Here is a 21,489-nt window from a genome sequence, read left to right as displayed (position 1 = left end):
CCAACGTTATCTGGGTTGGATTTCATCTTGTTTTTTTGCATCAGCCAGCGAAAAGGTGGCCGCCAAAGGAACGCACTCGATTACCTCTGTGACAAGATGCACCACCCCATCAATCTCATAACCTTTCTGTTTAAACACCCTGACCAGATTTGCCTTGCTCGTATCAGTTACCGGTTGCTGCAACACCATCTGCACACCACCTTCCAGAGTGACATAACATTTTATGTCTTCCGTTTGGGCATGAACCAACAAGGGCAAGCCCACACACCAGAGCAGCATGCGTTTCATCCCTGTTCTCCTTCATAGAGATAGATTTTCTTGGGAGACATATCCATTTTTGCCTCTTCCGCACCTTGTGAGCATTCTCCTTCACCGGTACAGCGCTCAGGCTCTCCCTTCCCATCATCTTTGAGGATGACCTCCTTGCCCGGAGCACCACCTATAATCCTGATCCGGCCATCATCCCCACCATGAATAACCAGATCATCAGCAACCTTATTTTGCACCTCTACGTAACGCTGAATAACTTCCTGATTGTTGCTATCCAGTACATATTTGAAAGAAGTGCCATAGTGCATATCAATCATATATTGGCGCATGGCACCGATGGATTGGATGGTACACTGCTGGAAGTCCTGAACCTGAGGCAGGAAAGAGGTGAAATAAAGCTTGCCTTGCAACACCAAACCAGCCCCCATTGATTTTTCACCGCTTTCATTGAGCCAGAATTTCCATCCCAACTTGCTGGTCAACGCCTTGGTGGTGTTTACAATCTGCTCTTCATTCAAACCCGTAAAGGGATCGCTGGTCACATCGTAGAGATCGTTCAGTGTGATACTTGATGGCACCGCTGGTTCAGACGTTGCCCCAAACAAGGTTGGATTAACATTGTAGTCACGTAGCATCACATACACATTTTGGGTTGTCGCCTCCGAGGAGGGGCGGTTTCTATCACCACTGCCTATCAATACGGCATCAAACGGACGCTCGCTGTAAAGATAATTTGTCCCATCATACTTCCAACCTTTATTGATGGTGCGCACCAATACGGGCTGGGTAAAGAAACGGCGATCATCTTCCAGCTTCTTGGCAGTTCCACTTAAATGTGCATTTCCCAAACTGGCAAACTTGATGGCCGTCCATTTGGATTTTTCTGTCCCCTTCATGTCGATGCGCCAGATCTGACCGCCGGTATCACCCGCATAAACCCGGTCAGATACACCATCTCCATCGCTGTCCAGCACAGAAACAGCGCCTGGCATGCTATAAACCATGCCTGCAACCTGTTTGTTGGTTGCACTGGCCACATCTGGGGTAAAGCTTAACAACAGCGTGCCGGCCTCAGCATCCACGATATAAATACCCAACCCTTCACTGTCTTCAGCCCCCTGGCCCAAATAGCTCTTGGCCTGATCATAACCTCCAGAGAATATCAGGACTGGCTTATAGGTTTTTTTACCATTGGTTTCTGTGTAATAACCAGGAATGAACGCAACCTCGGGGATCGACCAGGTTTCGCCCAGGTTGCTGAAACCGGCGCTGTTTTTATCCAACCGCCACATAAGCGAAGGGGAGTCCGGATCGGATATATTCAACGCATAATAGGCCTTGCCACCACCGCGCAACCCGGTAAATAACCACACTTTGTCACCTTGTGACGACTTGATATGACCATCTTTGACTTGCTCATTGACCAGCACAGTGGGCGATGAATCTACACCATATAGATGAGCCGATGAATCCAGGTTTTCTCGCAGCGCTTTCTGATTGGCAATAAATTGATAGGGCATAACGGCCCAGCTTTCATCAACCGTGGTGCCGCTGTCTTTAAACATATGCAAGAAGCCGGCATTACTTCCCATCACAATGCGCAAGTCAGGTGTACATGTAGTCTGTCCTGTCGACTTTGTACAACCGTAGTTGATCACTAATGGCCGTGAATGCAACGGGTCACCAAGAATATGCTCCCGATTATCTGTTCTATCACCATCCTGATTCTCATCAAACGCATCAATACCCTTGGTCCAATTAAGCAGATCATCCATGCTATCAGCACTATCAAGTTTCATGACAGTGCGTAGCTGCGTCGCCCCGCCTGCCATACCCTCAAGAGCAGACTTGCTAAAGGGAGTTAATGTATTAGTGGAAGGGGAAATAATATAAAGATTGCGATTGGTTTTAGCTGCCAGCATCTCTTGTACCCCACCCTCGGCAACCTTGTTACCATCACTGGTGGATGACCAATAGGTTCTTGCTGACTCAAGAATTGTTCCATCACTGGATATCGCAGGTAAGCCACTCTGATCGACTACATAACCCTTATCTGGATTCAGAACCAGCTTTTTAAGATTGCCCTTCCATCGTGGACCAGAACCAGGCTCAAACATTGCATAATAAATATTATTCAGACTGCGAGTACGGTCAAAGTTATTAGTGGCAATGGCGGGAGAGACCAACGAGGTATTCATTTTCAAGATAGCTAGTAATGATGATTTTAATGCTTCGTTAAGTTGGGTTGCATCGGTTGCTGGATAGTATTTACCCCCACCACGACGAGCGGTCTCTGCCAATAATGCACCGGCCCCCTTAATTGCTTCATCTCCAAAACCCACGGTGAATGTTGTGACTGTTTGTTTGCCTATAGCCGAGGTGTTTACATCATTGTTTTTCATATATCCGGCAAGTGCAGCAAGGTAGCTTTTTTCACCAGAAGACCCATAACTAACCAAGCCGCCATAAGCAACCTTATCCTCTGTAGATAACGTGCTGATCAGGTTGGCGACAAGGGAATCTGCTGCTTTATCATTGGTTGGTTCACCATCTGTCATATAGATGATATAACCATTATTGGAACATTTATCATAGGGGGTTTTATATATACCCGATGTTACTTCAGCATTGCTATCCCGCTTTGGAGTACGATTTACATCATCGTCACCAAAGTACACCCCCAAACCGCCAAAGTATCTATATGATTCATATAGTGTTTCACATAAGGGAGTCCAAGTGTCAGAGCTCAAACTATTTACCTTGTCAATCAAATCCTGCGCACCGCTTTTACCAGAGGTGAGGATGGCATCGTTACCTACAATATTGCGGATTATTCTTCCGCCATTTCTACTACCTGGTTCATTGCCATCATTGTAGTTAAAAACAGCCAGACCGAAATCGACAGCTGGCGTAGCCAAAACCAGTTCTTTGACTGCATCCTGAGCAACTTTCAATCGAGTTTGTGTTGACACACCTGTACTACCGTAATACCAACGGACATAATTTGCCGTAAATAATGAGATCTGGGTAGAACTACCACTAGCAAGAGCATTGGCTACATTTGATGTGTAAAACCAGCTTCCCGTTGTGCGATTTGGCTTGTCAACGGGATAACCATCAACAATATATGTTGAATATGGACCTGAATATTGATTATTTGCGTTTTGCTCATCAATATCTTGCTGGCAATCTGCAATTATTATACTGTAAATATCAAAATCATTTAGAGAACGCCAACGCCCCTTTCTATTTTTATCATATATTTCATATCCCCAAACTCGTGACTGAAATCGGCCCACATTATTTAGAGGGCCTTTAGATGTCGCACATGCATTTAAATTCTCACTAAAACGTTTGGTACTGTTGATAGCGGGAACTTTTCCATCACTGGAGAAATAGATGAAGCGATTACTATTATTAACATCTGGATCATTAGCCAATGATGGATAACTTATCGATGAGTCATAAGGCTCTTTAGCAACTTCGGTTGTATTTTTCATACTCCCCGAGTTATCGAAAATAAAGAGCACCTTAGGGCGGAAGTCCCCCGCCTTGGCAAAGTCATAAATAAACAACTCGGTATCATCGGAATAACCAGTACCTACCGCCAAAGATGCCCCTGATACTCCGTAACACAATACCAGCAAGCTTGTAAACAAACAGTTCCTTATGTTCATTACGGGCTCCCTAATTGGCACTGAGCAGGGGCTGTTCTACCCCGGCGGTAAAGGTCATTTGGCTATTTACCTTGCCATAAGCACTGGATGTGGTGGCTTCAGCATAACGACAAGCTGGTGTTACATTCTGGCTACTGGCTTCAAATTTACGTTTGCATACACTTTCTGTATTGACTGTCAGGGTTGTAGCTGGAGTAGTAGTACCTATTGCAGCTGAAACCCCAATAGCCTGTGTAGCAATTTGTGTTGAAAGAGAAGTATCGCTCAATGCAGACTCCAGAGTACCTTCAACTTCGTGCTCCGCTCGTTGCAAACTGGCACTAGAACCCGCCATCTTCAGACTCATACCACTGGATTGCATGACGACTACCGCAATCAGAGTCAAGGGAACCAGAATAACCAGTGCAACTATCAATGCAATCCCTTGATGTTGTTGAAACGATCTCATGTGCCACTCCGGGTAACAATTTGCGGGTTACGCAATGCGATGCTGCTTTCCAACAACAGACGGCGATAGCCATCGCCATTGCCTTTTATCGGGGGCAGATTGCCCAGCTGATAGGTGTTATTATTTTTGTAACGAACAGACTCTTTCGCTGCTCTAATCAATAAAAATAACCGCACCCCCAATACCCGACCTTCATTCCAACTCTGAGCAGCCATCTGGTCAGCTGAAAGATATCTATCGATATGCCCATCGGGGATCACTGAATCATCAATACCGAACATCAGTATCATATGTTCAACCCCTTCCGCCATGGCGCCACCAATCAGAGAAGAACCACCATTGACGGTCAAATAGCGCTTGCGTAAAACAGGAATACCATCTTCTTGTGACAGGTAATAAATGTAGTGCTGGTATTCCCAGATCTGGCTCTCATTATTGGCACCAAAGAGTGGTCTGGTTTCGCTTCCCTTGATGACTCTCGCCTCCTGACTATTGGTTGCCATATAAAAGCGGTTTTTATCCAATCCCTCTGATGCGGGTATAGGACGCCCTACCAATCGCTTGATACTGATAACATCCGAGTTTGCCACCCGATCAGCAGCGAGAATACAAGCGAATCCAGCCAATCCTTTGGTAGTTGATACCCGGCTTACCCATAGCCCCCTGATGGGACCAGCATTTGATGGCAAACTACCGACAGAACGCTCATCCAGACAATCGCTACTGGCAGGAACAATGCTACCAGCACTGAGGGTCAGAGAGGGGCCAACTTGTGTTGACTGACCGGTATAAGCTCCAAAAAAGCCAGCCCATTTGATATCCTGGCTAATCAGCCGAATGGCCAATCGACCATTTTCCTGTAATTCACTTTGATCAAAAGCATCTTCAGAGCTGGAGCGAGACATCACAAAAACTGTGAATACCCCCGCCAACAAAAATAGACCGAGCAGCATAGCGACCAGCCACTCTACCAGTGTGAAACCGCGAGAATTCATAAAGTCGTCGTCAGAATAAACTGGCGCCTCGAAAGATTATTTGCTGTCGAGAGTTGACACTCATTGATCAGCGTTGCTGCGGCGGCAGCAGCCCCCCCATCAGATATCTCTTGTTTGCCAGCCCAGAATATCCCGACCGCCAGCACATTATTGGCCCGCCGCACCACGCAGCCTATAGGTGAATTCAAGGAAGATGCCGCACCCGAAACACTGGCCCCAAGCAAGGCTTGTTGCCAGTAGTGAAGGTCGGCATTACGTAAATCTGCAGCACTGCAATTACTGATAGTGCCATCTTCCGATGCGCAAGTCGGTCGAGTTAAATTAGAGGCAAGACCTACCGCTGCAGAGCTTTCTTCACTCCAGCTGTCCCTGTTGATCCGCACCCGCTCGACCATATCGTTAGCCAGCCAGCTGGCGATGGTACGCTGGCGAGCTTCATAACTGGCAAATTTGGAATGGGTCTGCAAGGCAACCAGACCGAGCAGCCCCAGCGACAGGATCACCGCAGTGATCATCACCTCTAATAGGCTAAATCCGGCAGATGAAATGATCGATGATTTCATATTCACTCCCAACACCCATCAACTTTATTACCAACCTTATCTTCGGCATCTTTTTCTTTTTGCTTATTTCCTTGATTAATCATGAATTTAAAACAGCGACTATCAGTCTCCTGAGCTCCCGAAGCGATTGCTGTCAAAGTAAAGTTAGGGCTAGGGACTCCTGCGGAAATACTAATCTCTAAGCTATAACGGGCATCGGGCTCAAGCACGATGCCTAAGTCGGTAATCGACGAAGCATACTGATTGAAATCCATAAAATAGGTTTCTTGCCGATTGGCCGCATTCAACAGCATGCTCTTGGCTTCGACACGATGACTGGTCAGCACATATTGCTGATAGGCGGGATAAGCGATGGTGCCAAGAATCGCCACGATGGCGATGACAATCATCAACTCAATAAGAGAAAAACCACGAAAGTATCCAATCATATCCCATCCTTGGTGACAGACTGCTTCATAAGTTTAACGCCGAGCCTGTCTCTTGAACAAACCCGGCGTCATTATCAACACACTTTATTCTTAAGCCTTCCTGGCTGCACTCAAATTATTCTAAGTTCGGGAGGAACCTCAAAGACTACGTTCTCTTCACGGCCAGGATGCTCGGCAACTACCTTGCCTCCCAACTCGCGCAGGCGGGCAATCACGTTTTGCACCAGCACCTCGGGGGCGGATGCACCGGCAGTGACGCCGATCGCCTTCACCCCTTCCAGCCAGCTCGCCTCGATCATCGACGCATCGTCGATAAGATAGGCTCTGGCACCCACCTTCTCGGCCAGCTCGCGCAGACGGTTGGAGTTGGAAGAGTTGCGAGACCCCACCACCAGCATGGCGTCCACCAGCCCCGCCATCTCCCGCACCGCATCCTGACGGTTCTGGGTGGCGTAGCAGATATCGTCCTTGCGCGGCCCCTGAATGTTGGGGAAGTGCTTGCGCAGCGCATCGATCACGTCAGAAGTCTCATCCACGCTCAGGGTGGTCTGGGTGACAAAGCAGAGGTCATCCGGATTCTTCACCTTGAGCTTGGCCACATCTTCCGGTGTCTCCACCAGATACATGCCGCCTTCGCGATTCTCGTACTGCCCCATGGTCCCGATCACCTCGGGGTGACCGGCGTGGCCGATGAGCACCGCCTCGGAGCCCTTGCGGCTGGCGCGATGAACCTCCATATGCACCTTGGTCACCAGCGGACAGGTGGCATCGAATACCTTGAGGGCGCGGGACTTGGCCATCTCGCGCACTGTCTTGGCCACGCCGTGAGCAGAGAAGATGACGATGCTGTCATCCGGCACCTCATCGAGCTCCTCGACGAAGACCGCCCCCGCCTCCTTCAGCTTGTTCACCACATAGCGGTTATGTACCACTTCGTGGCGGACATAGATGGGGGCACCGAACTTCTCCAGCGCGCTCTCGACAATACTGATGGCGCGATCGACACCGGCGCAAAAACCGCGAGGGTTAGCGAGCAGAATATCCATTAATGCACCTTCTCCTCATCATCAACGCCCAGGATCTCCACCTCGAAGGTGACGGTATGACCGGCCAGCGGGTGGTTGAAATCGACCGTGACCGACATCCCGGCTACCGCCCGGATGATGCCCGGCAGCTCGCTGCCGTTGGGCTGATCGAACAGGATGATGGTGCCGACTTTTGGCTCAACATCGGCGCCAAACTTGGCACGGTCGAGATGGTAGATGTTGTCGGGGTTGGAGAGGCCAAAGGCCTCTTCCGGCGCCAGAGTAAAACTCTTGCTCTCCCCTTCGCACAGGCCCAGCAGACACTGTTCGAAGGTGGGGGTCAGGCTGCCATCGCCCATCCGCAGGCGGGCCGGTTTGCCGTGCAGCGCCGTGCTGTCGGCAACCGAGCCATCTTCCAGCTTGATGGAGAAGTGGAACAGCACGCTGCTGTTAGCGGTGATCTGCTGGCTCATGCCTGCTCCTTTTTCTCACCACGGAAACCGTCCAGCACAATCATGGCGGCCCCGATAAAGATAAAGCTGTCGGCCAGATTGAATGCCGGCCAATGCGCACGCTGCCAGTAGAAGTCGAGAAAATCGACCACATGGCCCAGCACCAGTCGATCAAAGACGTTGCCGAGGGCGCCACCGATGATGAGTGAATAGGCGATACCGCTCCAACGCTGGGTCACCGACTGCTTGCGCAGCCAGTGGATCAGCAATCCACAGATGGCAAAAGCCAGCACCGCGAAGAACCAGCGCTGCCAGCCCCCCTGATCAGCCAGGAAGCTGAATGCGGCGCCCTTGTTGTAGACGTGAACCAGATTGAAGAAGGGGGTGATCTCCACCCCCGGGTAACCAAATGGCAGCAACTTGACCACGGCAAGCTTGCTCGCCTGGTCTAGTACAAAGGCCAGCACTGCCAGCCACAGCCAACGCAGGCCGCTTTTATGTTGAGTCATGTTCATCAAGCAAATTGACGCGTTTCGCCGTCACCCTCAACGTTGGTCACACAGCGACCACAGATCTCTTCGTGACCCGCGATGGTGCCCACATCTTCTACATGGTGCCAGCAGCGGTCGCACTTGGCGGCAGCAGACTGGGCCACGCTCAGCCACAGGTCATCACGCTCGGTCGCCACAGAGCCTTCCGGCGCAGTGTCAGCCTCCACAACCTTGGCTTTGGAGGTGAGCAGCACAAAGCGCAGCTCATCAGCCAGGGCATTCAGGCGTGCAGCCAGCTCCGGCTTGGCGAACAGGGTCAGTTCGGCCTGCAGGGAACCGCCGATACGCTTCTCGCCACGGGCCACTTCCAGCGCCTTGTTCACTTCACCACGCACGGTGAGGATCTCGGCCCAGAAATCGTCGTTGAGGGTTTCACCCGCTTCCAGCCCGAACAGGCCGTCGTACCACTCTTCGGTGAAGACGAACTCGCCGCGCTCACCCGGCAGCAGAGCCCAGATTTCATCAGCGGTGAAGCTCATGATCGGCGCCATCCAGCGCACCATGGCTTCTGCAATGTGATACAGAGCAGTCTGGCAGGAGCGACGGGCCAGGCTGTCAGCCTTGGCGGTGTACTGACGATCCTTGATGACATCCAGATAGAAGGAGCCCATCTCGATGGAGCAGAACTGCATCAGCTTCTGGGTTACGCCGTGGAAGTTGTACTCGTCGAATGCCGCCATGATCTCGGCCTGTACCGCTTTGGCACGACCCACGGCCCAGCGATCCACCACCACCATGTCGGCAGGTGCCACCATGTCGGTCGCCGGATTGAAACCGTTCAGGTTGGCCAGCAGGAAGCGGGCAGTGTTGCGAATACGACGATAAGCATCGGCAGAGCGCTTGAGGATCTCGTCGGAGACAGTCATCTCGCCGGTGTAGTCAGTGCTCGCTACCCACAGACGCAGGATGTCGGCACCCAGCTTGTTCATTACGTCCTGTGGGCTCACCACGTTGCCGATGGACTTGGACATCTTGCGACCCTGACCATCCACAGTGAAGCCATGAGTCAGCACCTGGTTGTAGGGAGCCTTGTCTTTCATGGCCACACCGATCATCAGGGAGGACATGAACCAGCCACGGTGCTGGTCAGAACCTTCCAGATACATGTCGGCCGGCTTGCCGTTGAACTCGGGACGGGCATCGACCACGGAAGCATGGGTAGAACCGGAGTCAAACCAGACGTCGAGGGTGTCAGGCACCTTGTCGTACATGTCGGCATCGGCACCCAGCAGCTCGGCCTTGTCGAGATCCCACCATGCCTGAATGCCGGACTGCTCGACCCGCTTGGCGACCTCGTGCATCAGGCGCACGGATTCCGGATGCAGTTCCTGGGTCTCTTTATGGACGAACAGGGAGATGGGCACACCCCAGGTGCGCTGACGGGAGATACACCAGTCAGGACGGTTCTCGACCATCGCCTGAATGCGGTTTTTACCCCAGGCCGGTACCCAGCCGCTCTGGCCTTGCTGGGCAATACCGTCCTTCTCGATGCGTTCGATCTCTTCCAGCGCGCGCTTGCGCAGACCCTTCTGCTCCATGCTGATGAACCACTGCGGGGTGGCACGGAAGATGATCGGGGTCTTGTGACGCCAGCAGTGCGGATAGGAGTGGTTGAACACCTTGTGATGCAGCAGGGCGCCGCGCTCGGTCAGCACTTCGATCACGGAGGCATTGGCCTTGAACACATGCTGGCCGGCAAACAGTTCGGTATCAGGCAGGTAAACGCCGTTGCTGCCAACCGGGTTGGCCACTTCCAGACCGTATTTCTGGCCGACCACGAAGTCTTCCTGACCGTGGCCAGGGGCGGTGTGTACGGCACCGGTACCGGCATCCAGGGTGACGTGATCACCCAGTACCACAGGCACGTCGAAGCTGTAGAAGGGGTGGTTAAAGCGCAGCAACTCGAGTGCCGCGCCCTTGGCGTAGCCCAGATTGTGGAACTTCTCGATTCCGGCGCGATCCATCACATCCTTGACCAGCTCTGCGGCCAGGATCAGGCGCTCGGGGTGCTCACCTTCAACCTGCACCAGTGCGTAATCCAGATCGGCGTGCATGGCGATGGCGCGGTTGGCTGGCAGGGTCCACGGAGTGGTGGTCCAGATCACCGCAGAGAGCGGGCCCTTGCCGGTGTGGCCTTCGGCGCAGTCAAACTTGGCGGCAACGGATGCCTCATCAACGGCCTTGAAGCGCACATCGATGGAGGGGGAGTTCTTGTCGTAGTACTCCACTTCGGCTTCAGCCAGCGCGGAGCCGCAATCGGTACACCAGTGCACCGGTTTGGAACCTTTGTGCAGGTGGCCGTTTTCAACGATCTTGGCCATGGAGCGGATGATGTTGGCTTCGGTGCCAAAATCCATGGTCAGGTAGGGATGTTCCCAGTCGCCCAGCACACCCAGACGGATGAAGTCGGTCTTCTGCGCTTCGATCTGGGTCTTGGCGTATTTGCGGCACTCGGCGCGGAATTCGGCAGCGGAAACCTTCTCGCCCGGCTTGCCGACCATGCCTTCCACTTTCAGTTCGATAGGCAGACCGTGGCAATCCCAACCCGGCACATAGGGGGAATCGAAACCGGAGAGGCCCTTGGACTTGATGATGATGTCTTTGAGGATCTTGTTGACCGAGTGACCGATGTGAATGTTGCCGTTCGCATAGGGGGGGCCATCGTGCAGAATGAAAGAAGGCTTGCCCGCTTTGGCGCGGCGAATAGCGCCGTAGAGATCCTGATCGTACCAACGTTTCAGCATGTTGGGTTCGCGCTTGGCCAGATCGCCACGCATCGGAAACTCGGTTTCCGGAAGATTCAGGGTGTGTTTATAGTCGCTCATCAGTCCTGGGTTCCCTTCTTTTCTAAAAGAGTGCTGGGTAAATTGAATTGTGGCAGCCCGAACCAGGCTCGGGCCGCCAGGGCATCTCGTTCGATCTGCTCTTTCAAGGCAGTGAAAGAGGCAAACTTCTGCTCTTCGCGCAGCTTGTGGCGAAGCAGCACCTTGACCTGCTGACCATATAGATCACCAGAAAAATCAAATAGATGTACTTCCAATCTGGCTTGTGTACCGCTCAAGGTCGGCCGTACACCCACATTGGCTACACCGGGGAAGGTCTTGCCGGAACATATCACTTCCACCGCAAACACGCCACCGACCGGGATCACCTGGCGCTTGAGGGCCAGATTGGCGGTGGGAAAACCTATGGTGCGCCCCAGCTTGTCGCCGTGGGCCACCCGGCCGCTGATGGTGTAGGGGCGGCCAAGCATCAGCTCCACCTCCGCCATCCGGCCCGCCTTAAGGGCTTCACGCACCAAGGTGCTGCTGACCCGCTGCCGTTCGAGCTGGAAGCTCTGGGTGCTGATCACCTCGAAGCCGAAGCGATGGCCCGCCTCCTCCAGCAGGTGGAAATCCCCTTCCCGCCCCTTGCCGAAGCGAAAATCATCGCCGACCACCAGATAGCGCACCCCGAGCTTCTCCACCAGCAACTGCTCGATGAAGGTCGAGGCCGCCTGCTCGGCAAAACGGTGGCTGAAACGCACGCAGAGCATGCGATCGATATGCAGCCCCTGCAGCGCTTCGTACTTTTCCCGCAACCGGCTCAGCCGGGCGGGCGCTGCCGTGCCGGCAAACAGTTCCAGCGGCTGCGGTTCGAACAGCATGACGCAGGCGGGCAATCCCAGCTGGGCCGCTTTCTCCTTGAGACGTGCCAATACCGCATGGTGACCCTGATGAACCCCATCAAAGTTGCCAATGGTTAATACACATCCCCGGTGACGGGGCTTGAGATTGTGAATGCCGCGAATAAGCTCCATCAGTGCCTTGTGCGTTGCTGCCATGGAAATCGGCGGATTATATATCAGGCAGCAGGCAGGGTCAGCCCTCATAGCCTGATTTCAACTATCCGGGCCCAATCACGCCCCCTGCGGCGCCATGAGGCACTATCCCCATGGCGCCGCAGGATCACGGCTACTGCTGCCCCGATTTAAGGTGACGCGGCCGAATGCCTAGCAGCAGCAACACCACGGCATAGACCGCAGCCCCCAGCGACAGCAGCATGGTCAGCTGCAAACTGGCCTTGCCCATGCTCCACGCCCCCCACTGGGCCAAATCCGGCGACAGATAGGCGAGCACACAGCCCATCAGCACGCTGGCGACCAGCAGCTTGAGGCAGAACACGCCAGTATGGCGGGAGGGACGATAGACGCTCTGCTGGTACAACCCCTTGAACAGCAAGGCCGCATTCAGAGTGCCCGAGCAGGCGGTCGAGAGCGCCAGCCCCACGTAACCGAGCGGGTAGATGAAGATGAGGTTGCAGACCATGTTGGCAATCATCGACATCACCCCGATCCGCACCGGCGTCTTGGTGTCCTGACGGGCGTAATAACCGGGGGCCAGCACCTTGATCAGCATCAGGGAGAGCAGACCGGTAGTGGAGGCCAGCAGGCTGGCGCTCGACATGCTCACTTCATGCAGGCCAAATTCGCCGCGCATGAACAGCACTCGCAAAATGGGCTCGCGCATGACCGCAATGCCTATCATGGCGGGCAGGCCGAGCAGCATCACCATCCGCACCCCCCAATCCATAGTGCGGGAGAAGTCCGCCGGATCGGCATCCACATGCTTCTTGGCCAGCGCTGGCAGGATCACGGTACTGATGGCCACCGCAAACAGCCCGAGGGGGAACTCCAGCAGGCGATCCGAGTAGTAGAGGTAACTGATGGCACCGGTCGCGAGGAAAGAAGCCAGCATGGTATTGACCAACAGGTTGATCTGGCTGACCGATACCCCGAACAGGGCGGGGATCATCAGGGTGCGGATCTTCACCACCCCAGGGTGATTCCATCCCCACTTGGGCCATACCAGCATGTTGATTTGGCGCAAAAAGGGGTACTGGAACAGAAACTGCACCAAACCGCCCAAAAAGACACCAATCGCCAGCGAGATCTCAGGTTTGTCCATCAGTGGCGCAATCCACCAGGCCGCCGCAATCATGGTGATGTTGAGAAACACCGGCGTAAACGACGAGACCGCAAAGCGGCCGAAGGTGTTGAGGATAGCCCCAGCCATGGCGGTAAAGGTGATGAACCAGAGGTAAGGGAAGGTGATTTTGAGCATCAGACTGGCGAGCTCGAACTTCTCGGCCGCAGGGCCGCCGTGCAGCCAGTCCCAGAACCAGCCCCAGCCAAACAGCGCGGTCAGCACACCAGACCCCAGCACACCGAGCAGGGTGACCACAGTCACTATGCCCCCCAGCGTGCCCGCAACCGCCGCCAGCAATTCACGCACCTCCCCCTCGTCGCCATTTTTCTTGTACTCCGTCATCACGGGAACAAAGGCCTGGTTGAAGGCACCTTCGGCGAACAGACGGCGCAGAAAGTTGGGAATGCGATTGGCAAAAAAGAAGACGTCGGCGGCCACCCCGGCACCAAGCAGATTTGCGATGACTACATCGCGAACCAAGCCCATTACGCGGGATGCCAGCGTCATTCCGGACACTATCATGCCGGATTTGATCAATTTCTTACTCAAGACGAGGCCTCTGGAACTGTCAGAATGAAAAGAATGCTGCTAGAATCGGCCGACAGTTTAACCGTCTCCCTACTGACACACCACCGGGAGGCGGTGTTTATTTGCACAAATCATTTGACAATATGTGGTTGGAAGGGCATATTTCCGGGCCTTTTCAATACACTCGCTAAGACAGTTTTAGGAGTTTTACCTTGGCTAACATCAAATCTGCTAAGAAGCGCGCTCTTCAGTCAGAAAAACGCCGTCAGCACAACGCCAGCCGTCGTTCCATGACCCGTACCTACCTGAAGAAAGTCATTGCTGCTATCGCCTCTGGCGACAAAGCTGCCGCGACTGCCGCTTTCGCTGTTGCTCAGCCGATCATGGATCGTATGGCGACCAAAGGCCTGATCCACAAGAACAAAGCTGCTCGTCACAAGAGCCGCCTGTCTGCCCAGATCAAAGCTATGGCTTAATCAGCGTCTGCTGATCAAAGCTGAAAAAACCGGCCTTAGTGCCGGTTTTTTATTTATCTGCGCTGCAATAAAGTCGATGCAGCAAACTGATCATTTCACGCACCTCATGGCTGCGCAGCGAATAGTAGACCGTCTGAGCCTCTTTGCGTGTCGTCACCAGCTCATCCCGCCGCAACAGCGCCAGATGCTGTGACAAGGCCGACTGACTCAATCCCAATCGCTCGTTGAGCTCCCCCACCGACAGTTCGCGCTCCAGCAACTGGCACAGAATAAACAGCCGCCGTTCGTTGGCCAGCGCCTTGAGCAAGGCCACCGCTTTACTCGCATTGGCTTCCATCTCTTCAAGTTGCATCATATCTCTCCTCTACCACTGATCGCCGATGATACGTGGTGACGGGTCGTTTTAAAACGACAGGGTGGCCGGCTGGATGGCGGAGAAGTTCTCCTGGCCGGAAAAGAGAAAGGTAAAATCGCTCTCACAGACCCGCTTCACCGCCGGATGCTGGATCATCCGCTCGGCGAAGATGACGTAATACTCCTCCATCAGATCCTGAGTTTCCCCGATCAGCATCACCCCCTCCCCCTCAAGGATCTCCTCCCGATAGATGGTGGGAGCCATGAAAATCCCCTGATTGAAGAAGCCAAACGCCTTCATCAAGGCGGCATCATCAAACTCGCCAAGAATGCTGGGGGAGACACCCTGCTGCTCGAACCACTGGGTCAGCTGACGCCCCATGGCGGTACGACGACCGGGGATCAGCAGCTTGCGCTCTTCCAGACAGGCTGGAAAGGGCTTTTCAGGCAGCGGCGCCTTGCAGAAGAAGCTGACGCCACAGCCGCCCAGCCGTTTGGAGAGCAGCCCCGCATGTTGGCTGGAGTCCACCGGACAGTCGGAGAGGATCATATCGAGCTTGTGCTCGCTCAGCTGCTCCAGCAGTAGTTCGTGGGTAGATTCAAAACAGCGCAGATGGATGGAGCCATCATTGGGGATGACAGAGAGCAGCACGCGGCTGGCAAGGCGCTTGGAGAGGGCATCGGCGATGCCAACGTCGAACAGGATCTGGCTCTCCTTGCGGTAGTTGACGATATCGAGCATCTCGTAGGAGAGGCTGAACATCTTGTCGGCATAACGAAACACCAGTTGACCCAGCTCGGTCGCCTCAAGGGAGCGCCCCTTGCGTTTGAGCAGCTTGCCACCGAGGCGCTGCTCCAGCAGCTTGATCTGGCCGGTGACGGTTTGCGGGGTCAAAAAAAGGGCTTCCGCTGCCTGGGTAACGGAGCCCTTCTTCTGAGTCATCCAGAAATAGTAGAGATGGTTGTAGTTAAGGTGTGACATCCGATGGGGTTCCCGCTTGACGCGGACTCCGGTAGCAGCTGAGTTCAACCGCCAGAATGTCATACATGTCGCTAACCGAGTCAACCTTGTTCGCGCCAAACTGCTCCATCAGAGTGGCCTTGAGGCGTGCCTTGTCCGGCATCCGGTCAGCGCAATAACGCTTGTTGGAGCGCTTGACCATCTCGCCAGCCCGGCTGCTTAGCGCCCGCTCGGAGAAGGTCTCGCCAAAGCGCGCCTTGGCCTGCTTGTCCCCCAGCAGCAGGGCACTGTCTACCACCCCGTTGAGATAGGCAGAGCAGTTCGCCGAAGTGGCGTCCTGCTTGCAATCCTCCAGCCCGCCGGCCCATGCCGCGGGGCTCAACAACAGCATCAACAACCCTGTATGCAGCTTCATAGTCCCTCCGTACTCTGTTCCCCTTCACCCTTGGGAAGGGCCATGCGCAAGGCCAGATAGCCGACTACCGCCGCCATGGTGGAGCCCACCAGGATCCCGAGGCGAGAGTAGCTGCCGTAATCCAGCCCACCGTGCTCGAAGGCGAGCGACGCGATAAACATCGACATGGTGAACCCGATGCCACAGAGGATGCTGACCGCAAAAATTTGCTTGAAGTTGACCCCGGGCGGCAACTGGGCGATGCCCAGCTTGACCGACAGCCAGCTGATGGTAAACACCCCGAGCGGCTTGCCGATAAACAGCCCCAGCATGATCCCCATGGGTACCGGACTCAGCAGGGAGGAGAGACCAATCCCCTCCAGCGATACCCCGGCGTTGGCAAAAGCAAACAGCGGCAGGATCAGATAGGCACTCCAGGGGTGCAGCTGATGCTCCAGATACTTGAGCGGCGAGGCGTAACGCTTGCCGTTAAGCGGAACCATAAAGCCCACCACCACACCCGCCAGGGTCGCATGGACGCCAGACTTCAGCACCGCAACCCAGAGCACCAGACCGACCAGCATGTAGAGGCTGATCCTGTCCTCACCACGACGATTCATCCAAAGCAGAGTGAGGGTTGCCAGAATACCGATGGCCAGCGCCTCCAGCGACAACTGCTGGGTATAGAAGAGCGCGATGATGATGATGACGCCGAGGTCATCCATGATGGCCAGCGCCAACAGGAATACCTTGAGGCTCACCGGCACCCGCTTGCCAAGCAGCGCCATCACCCCGAGGGCAAAGGCGATATCGGTCGCAGCCGGAATCGCCCAGCCAGCACGCGCCACTTCATCCGAATAGTTGAAAAAGGCGTAGATCAAGGCCGGAGCCAGCATGCCGCCCACCGCAGCGATGGCCGGGAAGGTCGCCTGAACCCGGGTCGAGAGCGCCCCCTCCAGCATTTCACGCTTCACTTCCAGACCAACCAGCAGGAAGAAGATCGCCATAAAGCCATCGTTGATCCAGAGCAGCAGCGGCTTGTTGATGTCGAGAGCCGCGATGCGCACCTGCACCGGCGTGTCGAGAAACGCCTGATACCCGCCAGCCAGCGCGGTATTGGCTAAAATCATTGCCAGCATGGCAGCCATGATCAGAATAATTCCGGAGGCGGCCTCCAGCTTCAGGAACTTTTTGATTACGTCACTCATGGTTAAATTTTCCACCGTATTGCTTTGGTTTGAGTCTATCTCCTGCAACAACCAATGGAAAATCGTTTCTTGCTGCTCAATACAACGAAAAAACCGAAGGCAAAATAGAACATACCTGCTATAAGCAGGTTTTTCCTCGTCTCTGGCTACCGTCTGATTAATCAATAAAATGAATTTTCAATTATTTAACTGCATAAAAAAGGCGCCCTGAGGCGCCTTGCTATCAGATGGCGACGGGCGCCTTGATGCCGGGATGGGGGTCATAACCCTCGATCTCGAAATCCTCGAACTTGTAATCGAAGATGGAGTCAGGTTTGCGCTTGATCACCAGGGTCGGCAGCGAGCGCGGCTCGCGGGATAGCTGCAGCGCTGTCTGCTCCATGTGGTTGGAGTAGAGGTGCACATCACCGCCGGTCCAGACGAAGTCACCCACTTCCAGATTGCACTGCTGGGCCATCATGTGGGTCAGCAGGGCGTAGCTGGCGATGTTGAACGGCAGGCCGAGGAACACATCGCAACTGCGCTGGTAGAGCTGGCAGGAGAGCTTGCCGTCCGCCACATAGAACTGGAAGAAGGCGTGGCAGGGAGCCAGCGCCATCTTGTCCAGTTCGCCCACATTCCAGGCGGATACGATGATACGGCGCGAATCCGGGTTGTGCTTGATGTCATCCACCGCCTTCTGGATCTGGTCGATGACAGACCCGTCAGCGGCAGGCCAGGAGCGCCACTGAGCACCGTAAACCGGCCCCAGATCGCCATTCTCGTCGGCCCACTCATCCCAGATGCTGACGCCATTTTCCTTCAGATAAGCGGTATTGGTATCCCCATTGAGGAACCAGAGCAGCTCGTGAATGATGGAGCGCAGGTGGCACTTCTTGGTGGTCACCAGCGGGAACCCCTCCGCCAGATTGAAGCGCATCTGATGGCCGAACAGGGAGACAGTACCGGTGCCGGTACGGTCAGACTTGACGGTCCCCTCATCGAGGATTTTCTGCATCAGGTCGAGATAAGCTCGCATTATTTCGCCTCCTTCACGGCATTACCGAACAACTGCGGACGCTTGTAGGCGGCCCAGATCATCAGGGCACCGGCGATAATCATCGGGGTGGAGAGGATCTGGCCCATGCTGATCTCCTGGAAGTAGAGACCGAGCTGGCTGTCCGGCTGGCGCACAAACTCCACCAGGAAGCGGAACAGTCCGTAGAACAGCAGGAACATGCCGGAGATGGCGCCGCGCGGCGGATTCTTGCGCCAGAACAGGTTGAGGATGATGAACAGCACCACCCCTTCCAGTGCGAACTGGTAAAGCTGGGAGGGATGACGCGGCTCGGGGCCGGCCTCCGGGAAGATGATGGCCCAGGGCACATCGGTGACCCGGCCCCACAGCTCGCCGTTGAGGAAGTTGCCAATCCGGCCAACACCGAGACCAAACGGAATGAGCGGTGCCACAAAATCGGCCACGGTGAAGAAGTGGCGCTTGGTCTTGTGGGCAAACCAGATCATCGCGGTGATCACCCCGATCAGCCCACCGTGGAACGACATACCGCCAGTCCAGATCTTGAACAGATAGGTGGGATCCGCGAGGAAGAGATCGAAGTTGTAGAACAGCACGTAACCGACACGGCCGCCGAGGATCACCCCGAGGAAACCGTAGAACAGCAGATCCGACACCTCGTTGCGGGTCCAGCCGCTGTTCGGTGCATCGGCGCGACGGCCGGCAAGCCACATGGCAAACGCGAAACCGAACAGGTACATGAGACCATACCAGCGTACCGATAGTGGTCCCAAACTGAATGCTACGGGATCAATCTGCGAGAAAACCCAATATCCATCGTGCTGCATATGCGGCCCCAGTCAAAATAAAAGCCGCATTTTCCGATCATTCGTCAGCAGGGACAAGGCATGATTATCAATCACTCTGTTTCGATTTATGACCGGCTCGCAGCAAACCGCCCAAACCATGCTCCTCCAGATAGCGGGCAAACAGGCCGCGCAGTACGTGGGGGTTGTCATGTTTGAGGCCATCGGCCATCAGTTCGGTCAACTCGCTCAGGGTGGATTGACGCAGCACGTACTTGATCCGGGCGATGTTGTGGGTATTCATACTGAAGCGGCGATAGCCCATGGCCAGCAGCAGCAACACACCAACCGGATCACCGGCCAGCTCGCCACACACCGACACCGGCTTCTGGTAACAGTGGGAAGCATCAACCAGCTGTTGCAGGGCGCGGATCACCGCAGGATGGAAGGCATCGTAGATGTTGGCAACCCGGGAATTGTTGCGATCTACCGCCAGCAGGTACTGGGTCAGGTCGTTACTGCCCACCGACCAGAAATCGATGAGCGGCGCCATCTCCGGCAAGATAAAGAGGGCGGAGGGCACCTCGATCATCACCCCGAGGCTGGGGTAGCGGATCACCGCATCGCGGCTCGCAGCCTCTTCCGACACCTCCCGCCACGCCTGATCCAGCAGACGACGGGAGGCCTTGATTTCACTGACGCTGCTGATCATCGGCAGCATGATGGCCAGATTGTCCAGCCCTTCGCTGGCCCTCAGCATCGCTTTGAGCTGCACCAGAAACAGTTCGGGGTGATCCAGGGTGATCCGGATCCCCCGCCAGCCAAGGAAGGGATTTTCCTCGACGATGGGGAAATAGGGTAACGGCTTGTCGCCGCCCACATCCAGCGTCCGCATGCAGACCGGCCGGTTGCGGTAGGTCTCCAGAATGCCGCGATAGCGGGCGGTCTGCTCCCACTCGGAGGGGAAGCTCTCCTGCAACATGAAGGGGATCTCGGTGCGATAGAGCCCGACCCCGTCCGCCAGCTGGTTGAGGGAGATCTCGGTATCGGCACTGAGCCCGGCGTTGAGCAGCAGGGAAACCTTGGTGCCGTCGGCCGTCTCGGATGGCAGGTTGTCGGCACTGCGCACCAGGGTATCGAGTGCCCGCTCTTCATTGAGCAACTGACGATACTCGGTCAGGATCACCTGATTGGGTTCGATGAAGAGATCGCCGCTGTAGCCATCGACGACCAGCATGCGACCGCCGATGTCGCCAAGAGGCAGATCCACCCCCATGATGGCGGCAACCCCCATGGCACGGGCCAGAATAGCCGCGTGGGAGTTGGTCCCCCCCTTGAGCGATACCACCCCGGTCAGATACTCGCGAGGTACTTCTGCCAGAATGGTGGCGGTCACCTCATCGGCAACCAGCACCACCGGCTCACCGATGGAGATATGTTCCGGTTCATTCTGCACCAGTCGGCTGATCAGCCGCTGGGCAATATCCTTCACGTCGGTGGAGCGCTCCTGCAGGTAGGGATCCTTCATCCCCTTGAACTGCTCGATCAAGCGATCGCTGATCAGCTTGACCGCAGATACCGCAGTCCAGTGCTCCTTGCTCACCTTGTTGCGAATGGGCTTGATATAGCCTGGATCGTTCAGCAGATGGAGGTAGATATCGAAAATCGCCACCGAATCCTGGCTGTAGCTCTCGCGAAAACGCAGCGCCAGACTCTCCAAGTCGTGACGCACTTCCTCAACCGCCAGCTCCAGCCGCGCCAGCTGGCTGGCATGGTCTTCATCCTTGCGCGGGGTAATGGACGAGAGCGCCTTGCGGGGCCGCCACACCCAGGCCTTAGCCATGGCAATGCCGCTGGCACCGGCAATACCGCGCAGCGGCTTGCTCCAGTCGGTCTTCTGCAACCACCCCTTGGCTTGCGCCTGAGCGATCCGCGCCGCCAGCTGGGCCGCCAGGGTGACCATGAAGGACTCTTCCCCCTCATCGAAGCGGCGGCTCTCCTTCTGCTGCACCACCAGAATGCCGACTACCTGACGCTGATGCATGATGGGAGCGCCGAGGAAGGAGCGGAAGGCCTCTTCGGCCACATCGGGCAGGAATTTGAAACTGGGGTGCGCGGGTGCATCGGCCAGGTTGATCAGCTCTTCCCGCTGACCCACCAGACCAACGATGCCCTGCTCGTAGGGCAGGGTCACCTTGCCAACCGCGGACGGGGCCAAGCCGTCGGTAGCCGCCAGGCGATAGCGGCGCACCTCGGGTTCCGAGACATAGACGGAGCAGCAGTCCACTGCCATGGCGTGCCGGGTCTGGCTCACCAATGCCTGCAAGGCCTGCTCGAGGGTATTGGCCTCGGCCATGCTCTCGACGATACGTCTCAGTTCCGTTAACAACTA

20 protein-coding genes are annotated in these 21,489 nt (G+C 55.3%); 1 reads left to right on the top strand and 19 read right to left on the bottom strand.

Annotated elements, in window-relative coordinates; translation table 11 throughout:
- Nucleotides 1-6: 6 nt before the first annotated feature.
- The 12 genes from tapY2 to murJ all read right to left on the bottom strand — a co-directional run bounded on the left by tapY2 (nt 7) and on the right by murJ (nt 13,925).
- Complete coding sequence (gene tapY2 / locus AB5Y85_RS08750; RefSeq protein WP_043826141.1) at nt 7-288, bottom strand: type IVa secretion system protein TapY2; 282 nt, start codon at nt 286-288, stop codon at nt 7-9.
- Nucleotides 285-3,947, bottom strand: coding sequence for a pilus assembly protein (locus AB5Y85_RS08745; RefSeq protein ID WP_257686773.1), 3,663 nt, complete (start codon nt 3,945-3,947; stop codon nt 285-287). The genes tapY2 and AB5Y85_RS08745 overlap by 4 nt, the downstream gene beginning before the upstream one ends.
- A gap of 10 nt (nt 3,948-3,957) precedes the next feature.
- Nucleotides 3,958-4,395 carry a type IVa pilus pseudopilin TppD gene (gene tppD / locus AB5Y85_RS08740; protein ID WP_157161445.1) on the bottom strand — a complete coding sequence of 146 codons (438 nt, stop codon included), beginning with the start codon at nt 4,393-4,395 and terminating at the stop codon, nt 3,958-3,960.
- Nucleotides 4,392-5,390 carry a PilW family protein gene (locus AB5Y85_RS08735; RefSeq protein ID WP_157161446.1) on the bottom strand — a complete coding sequence of 333 codons (999 nt, stop codon included), beginning with the start codon at nt 5,388-5,390 and terminating at the stop codon, nt 4,392-4,394. The genes tppD and AB5Y85_RS08735 overlap by 4 nt, the downstream gene beginning before the upstream one ends.
- Entirely contained in the window at nt 5,387-5,953 is a 567-nt protein-coding gene (pilV, locus tag AB5Y85_RS08730) for a type IV pilus modification protein PilV (RefSeq protein WP_157161447.1), read from the bottom strand. Before pilV ends, AB5Y85_RS08735 begins: the two co-directional genes overlap by 4 nt.
- 2 nt (nt 5,954-5,955) lie before the next feature.
- Entirely contained in the window at nt 5,956-6,381 is a 426-nt protein-coding gene (locus tag AB5Y85_RS08725; RefSeq protein ID WP_157161448.1) for a type IV pilin protein, read from the bottom strand.
- A 110-nt stretch (nt 6,382-6,491) separates the two neighbouring features.
- Nucleotides 6,492-7,427, bottom strand: a complete 936-nt coding sequence (gene ispH / locus AB5Y85_RS08720) for a 4-hydroxy-3-methylbut-2-enyl diphosphate reductase (RefSeq protein WP_257686772.1) — start codon at nt 7,425-7,427, stop codon at nt 6,492-6,494.
- On the bottom strand, nt 7,427-7,879 hold the full coding sequence (gene fkpB / locus AB5Y85_RS08715; RefSeq protein ID WP_042059691.1) for an FKBP-type peptidyl-prolyl cis-trans isomerase: 453 nt from the start codon (nt 7,877-7,879) through the stop codon (nt 7,427-7,429). The genes ispH and fkpB overlap by 1 nt, the downstream gene beginning before the upstream one ends.
- Nucleotides 7,876-8,373, bottom strand: coding sequence for a signal peptidase II (lspA, locus tag AB5Y85_RS08710; RefSeq protein WP_005340447.1), 498 nt, complete (start codon nt 8,371-8,373; stop codon nt 7,876-7,878). The genes fkpB and lspA overlap by 4 nt, the downstream gene beginning before the upstream one ends.
- A complete protein-coding gene (gene ileS, locus AB5Y85_RS08705) occupies nt 8,373-11,234 on the bottom strand; it encodes an isoleucine--tRNA ligase (protein WP_257686771.1) in 2,862 nt (953 codons plus the stop codon). The genes lspA and ileS overlap by 1 nt, the downstream gene beginning before the upstream one ends.
- A complete protein-coding gene (gene ribF / locus AB5Y85_RS08700; RefSeq protein ID WP_019445579.1) occupies nt 11,234-12,208 on the bottom strand; it encodes a bifunctional riboflavin kinase/FAD synthetase in 975 nt (324 codons plus the stop codon). Before ribF ends, ileS begins: the two co-directional genes overlap by 1 nt.
- Before the next feature lie 154 nt (nt 12,209-12,362).
- A complete protein-coding gene (murJ, locus tag AB5Y85_RS08695) occupies nt 12,363-13,925 on the bottom strand; it encodes a murein biosynthesis integral membrane protein MurJ (protein WP_227341907.1) in 1,563 nt (520 codons plus the stop codon).
- A gap of 191 nt (nt 13,926-14,116) precedes the next feature.
- On the opposite strand from murJ, the gene rpsT reads away from it, so the two are divergent.
- Entirely contained in the window at nt 14,117-14,380 is a 264-nt protein-coding gene (gene rpsT / locus AB5Y85_RS08690; protein ID WP_005308808.1) for a 30S ribosomal protein S20, read from the top strand.
- A 49-nt stretch (nt 14,381-14,429) separates the two neighbouring features.
- Here rpsT and AB5Y85_RS08685 read toward each other — a convergent pair whose 3' ends face one another.
- The 7 genes from AB5Y85_RS08685 to ptsP all read right to left on the bottom strand — a co-directional run bounded on the left by AB5Y85_RS08685 (nt 14,430) and on the right by ptsP (nt 21,486).
- Entirely contained in the window at nt 14,430-14,732 is a 303-nt protein-coding gene (locus AB5Y85_RS08685) for a metalloregulator ArsR/SmtB family transcription factor (protein ID WP_013724128.1), read from the bottom strand.
- Between the two features lie 51 nt (nt 14,733-14,783).
- Entirely contained in the window at nt 14,784-15,716 is a 933-nt protein-coding gene (gene nhaR / locus AB5Y85_RS08680) for a transcriptional activator NhaR (RefSeq protein ID WP_005340434.1), read from the bottom strand.
- Complete coding sequence (locus AB5Y85_RS08675) at nt 15,703-16,110, bottom strand: hypothetical protein (protein ID WP_042053339.1); 408 nt, start codon at nt 16,108-16,110, stop codon at nt 15,703-15,705. Before AB5Y85_RS08675 ends, nhaR begins: the two co-directional genes overlap by 14 nt.
- A complete protein-coding gene (nhaA, locus tag AB5Y85_RS08670; protein ID WP_005348917.1) occupies nt 16,107-17,297 on the bottom strand; it encodes a Na+/H+ antiporter NhaA in 1,191 nt (396 codons plus the stop codon). The genes AB5Y85_RS08675 and nhaA overlap by 4 nt, the downstream gene beginning before the upstream one ends.
- Nucleotides 17,298-17,520: 223 nt before the next feature.
- Nucleotides 17,521-18,315, bottom strand: coding sequence for a thymidylate synthase (gene thyA / locus AB5Y85_RS08665; protein WP_201906435.1), 795 nt, complete (start codon nt 18,313-18,315; stop codon nt 17,521-17,523).
- Nucleotides 18,315-19,139 carry a prolipoprotein diacylglyceryl transferase gene (gene lgt / locus AB5Y85_RS08660; RefSeq protein ID WP_031227775.1) on the bottom strand — a complete coding sequence of 275 codons (825 nt, stop codon included), beginning with the start codon at nt 19,137-19,139 and terminating at the stop codon, nt 18,315-18,317. The genes thyA and lgt overlap by 1 nt, the downstream gene beginning before the upstream one ends.
- A gap of 67 nt (nt 19,140-19,206) precedes the next feature.
- The gene (gene ptsP / locus AB5Y85_RS08655) at nt 19,207-21,486 is read right to left on the bottom strand and encodes a phosphoenolpyruvate--protein phosphotransferase (RefSeq protein ID WP_257686770.1); all 2,280 of its coding nucleotides are present in this window, start codon (nt 21,484-21,486) and stop codon (nt 19,207-19,209) included.
- Nucleotides 21,487-21,489: the final 3 nt, after the last annotated feature.

The organism is Aeromonas sp. R3-1 (assembly GCF_040908345.1).
Lineage (GTDB): Bacteria > Pseudomonadota > Gammaproteobacteria > Enterobacterales > Aeromonadaceae > Aeromonas > Aeromonas veronii.
This window is presented reverse-complemented; position numbering and strand designations above follow the sequence as displayed.

Bases quoted from the DNA above. Each gene is read 5' to 3' on its own strand.
- tapY2 (WP_043826141.1), bottom strand. From the start codon at position 288: ATGAAACGCATGCTGCTCTGGTGTGTGGGCTTGCCCTTGTTGGTTCAT.
- AB5Y85_RS08745 (WP_257686773.1), bottom strand. From the start codon at position 3,947: ATGAACATAAGGAACTGTTTGTTTACAAGCTTGCTGGTATTGTGTTAC.
- tppD (WP_157161445.1), bottom strand. From the start codon at position 4,395: ATGAGATCGTTTCAACAACATCAAGGGATTGCATTGATAGTTGCACTG.
- AB5Y85_RS08735 (WP_157161446.1), bottom strand. From the start codon at position 5,390: ATGAATTCTCGCGGTTTCACACTGGTAGAGTGGCTGGTCGCTATGCTG.
- pilV (WP_157161447.1), bottom strand. From the start codon at position 5,953: ATGAAATCATCGATCATTTCATCTGCCGGATTTAGCCTATTAGAGGTG.
- AB5Y85_RS08725 (WP_157161448.1), bottom strand. From the start codon at position 6,381: ATGATTGGATACTTTCGTGGTTTTTCTCTTATTGAGTTGATGATTGTC.
- ispH (WP_257686772.1), bottom strand. From the start codon at position 7,427: ATGGATATTCTGCTCGCTAACCCTCGCGGTTTTTGCGCCGGTGTCGAT.
- fkpB (WP_042059691.1), bottom strand. From the start codon at position 7,879: ATGAGCCAGCAGATCACCGCTAACAGCAGCGTGCTGTTCCACTTCTCC.
- lspA (WP_005340447.1), bottom strand. From the start codon at position 8,373: ATGAACATGACTCAACATAAAAGCGGCCTGCGTTGGCTGTGGCTGGCA.
- ileS (WP_257686771.1), bottom strand. From the start codon at position 11,234: ATGAGCGACTATAAACACACCCTGAATCTTCCGGAAACCGAGTTTCCG.
- ribF (WP_019445579.1), bottom strand. From the start codon at position 12,208: ATGGAGCTTATTCGCGGCATTCACAATCTCAAGCCCCGTCACCGGGGA.
- AB5Y85_RS08685 (WP_013724128.1), bottom strand. From the start codon at position 14,732: ATGCAACTTGAAGAGATGGAAGCCAATGCGAGTAAAGCGGTGGCCTTG.
- nhaR (WP_005340434.1), bottom strand. From the start codon at position 15,716: ATGTCACACCTTAACTACAACCATCTCTACTATTTCTGGATGACTCAG.
- AB5Y85_RS08675 (WP_042053339.1), bottom strand. From the start codon at position 16,110: ATGAAGCTGCATACAGGGTTGTTGATGCTGTTGTTGAGCCCCGCGGCA.
- nhaA (WP_005348917.1), bottom strand. From the start codon at position 17,297: ATGAGTGACGTAATCAAAAAGTTCCTGAAGCTGGAGGCCGCCTCCGGA.
- thyA (WP_201906435.1), bottom strand. From the start codon at position 18,315: ATGCGAGCTTATCTCGACCTGATGCAGAAAATCCTCGATGAGGGGACC.
- lgt (WP_031227775.1), bottom strand. From the start codon at position 19,139: ATGCAGCACGATGGATATTGGGTTTTCTCGCAGATTGATCCCGTAGCA.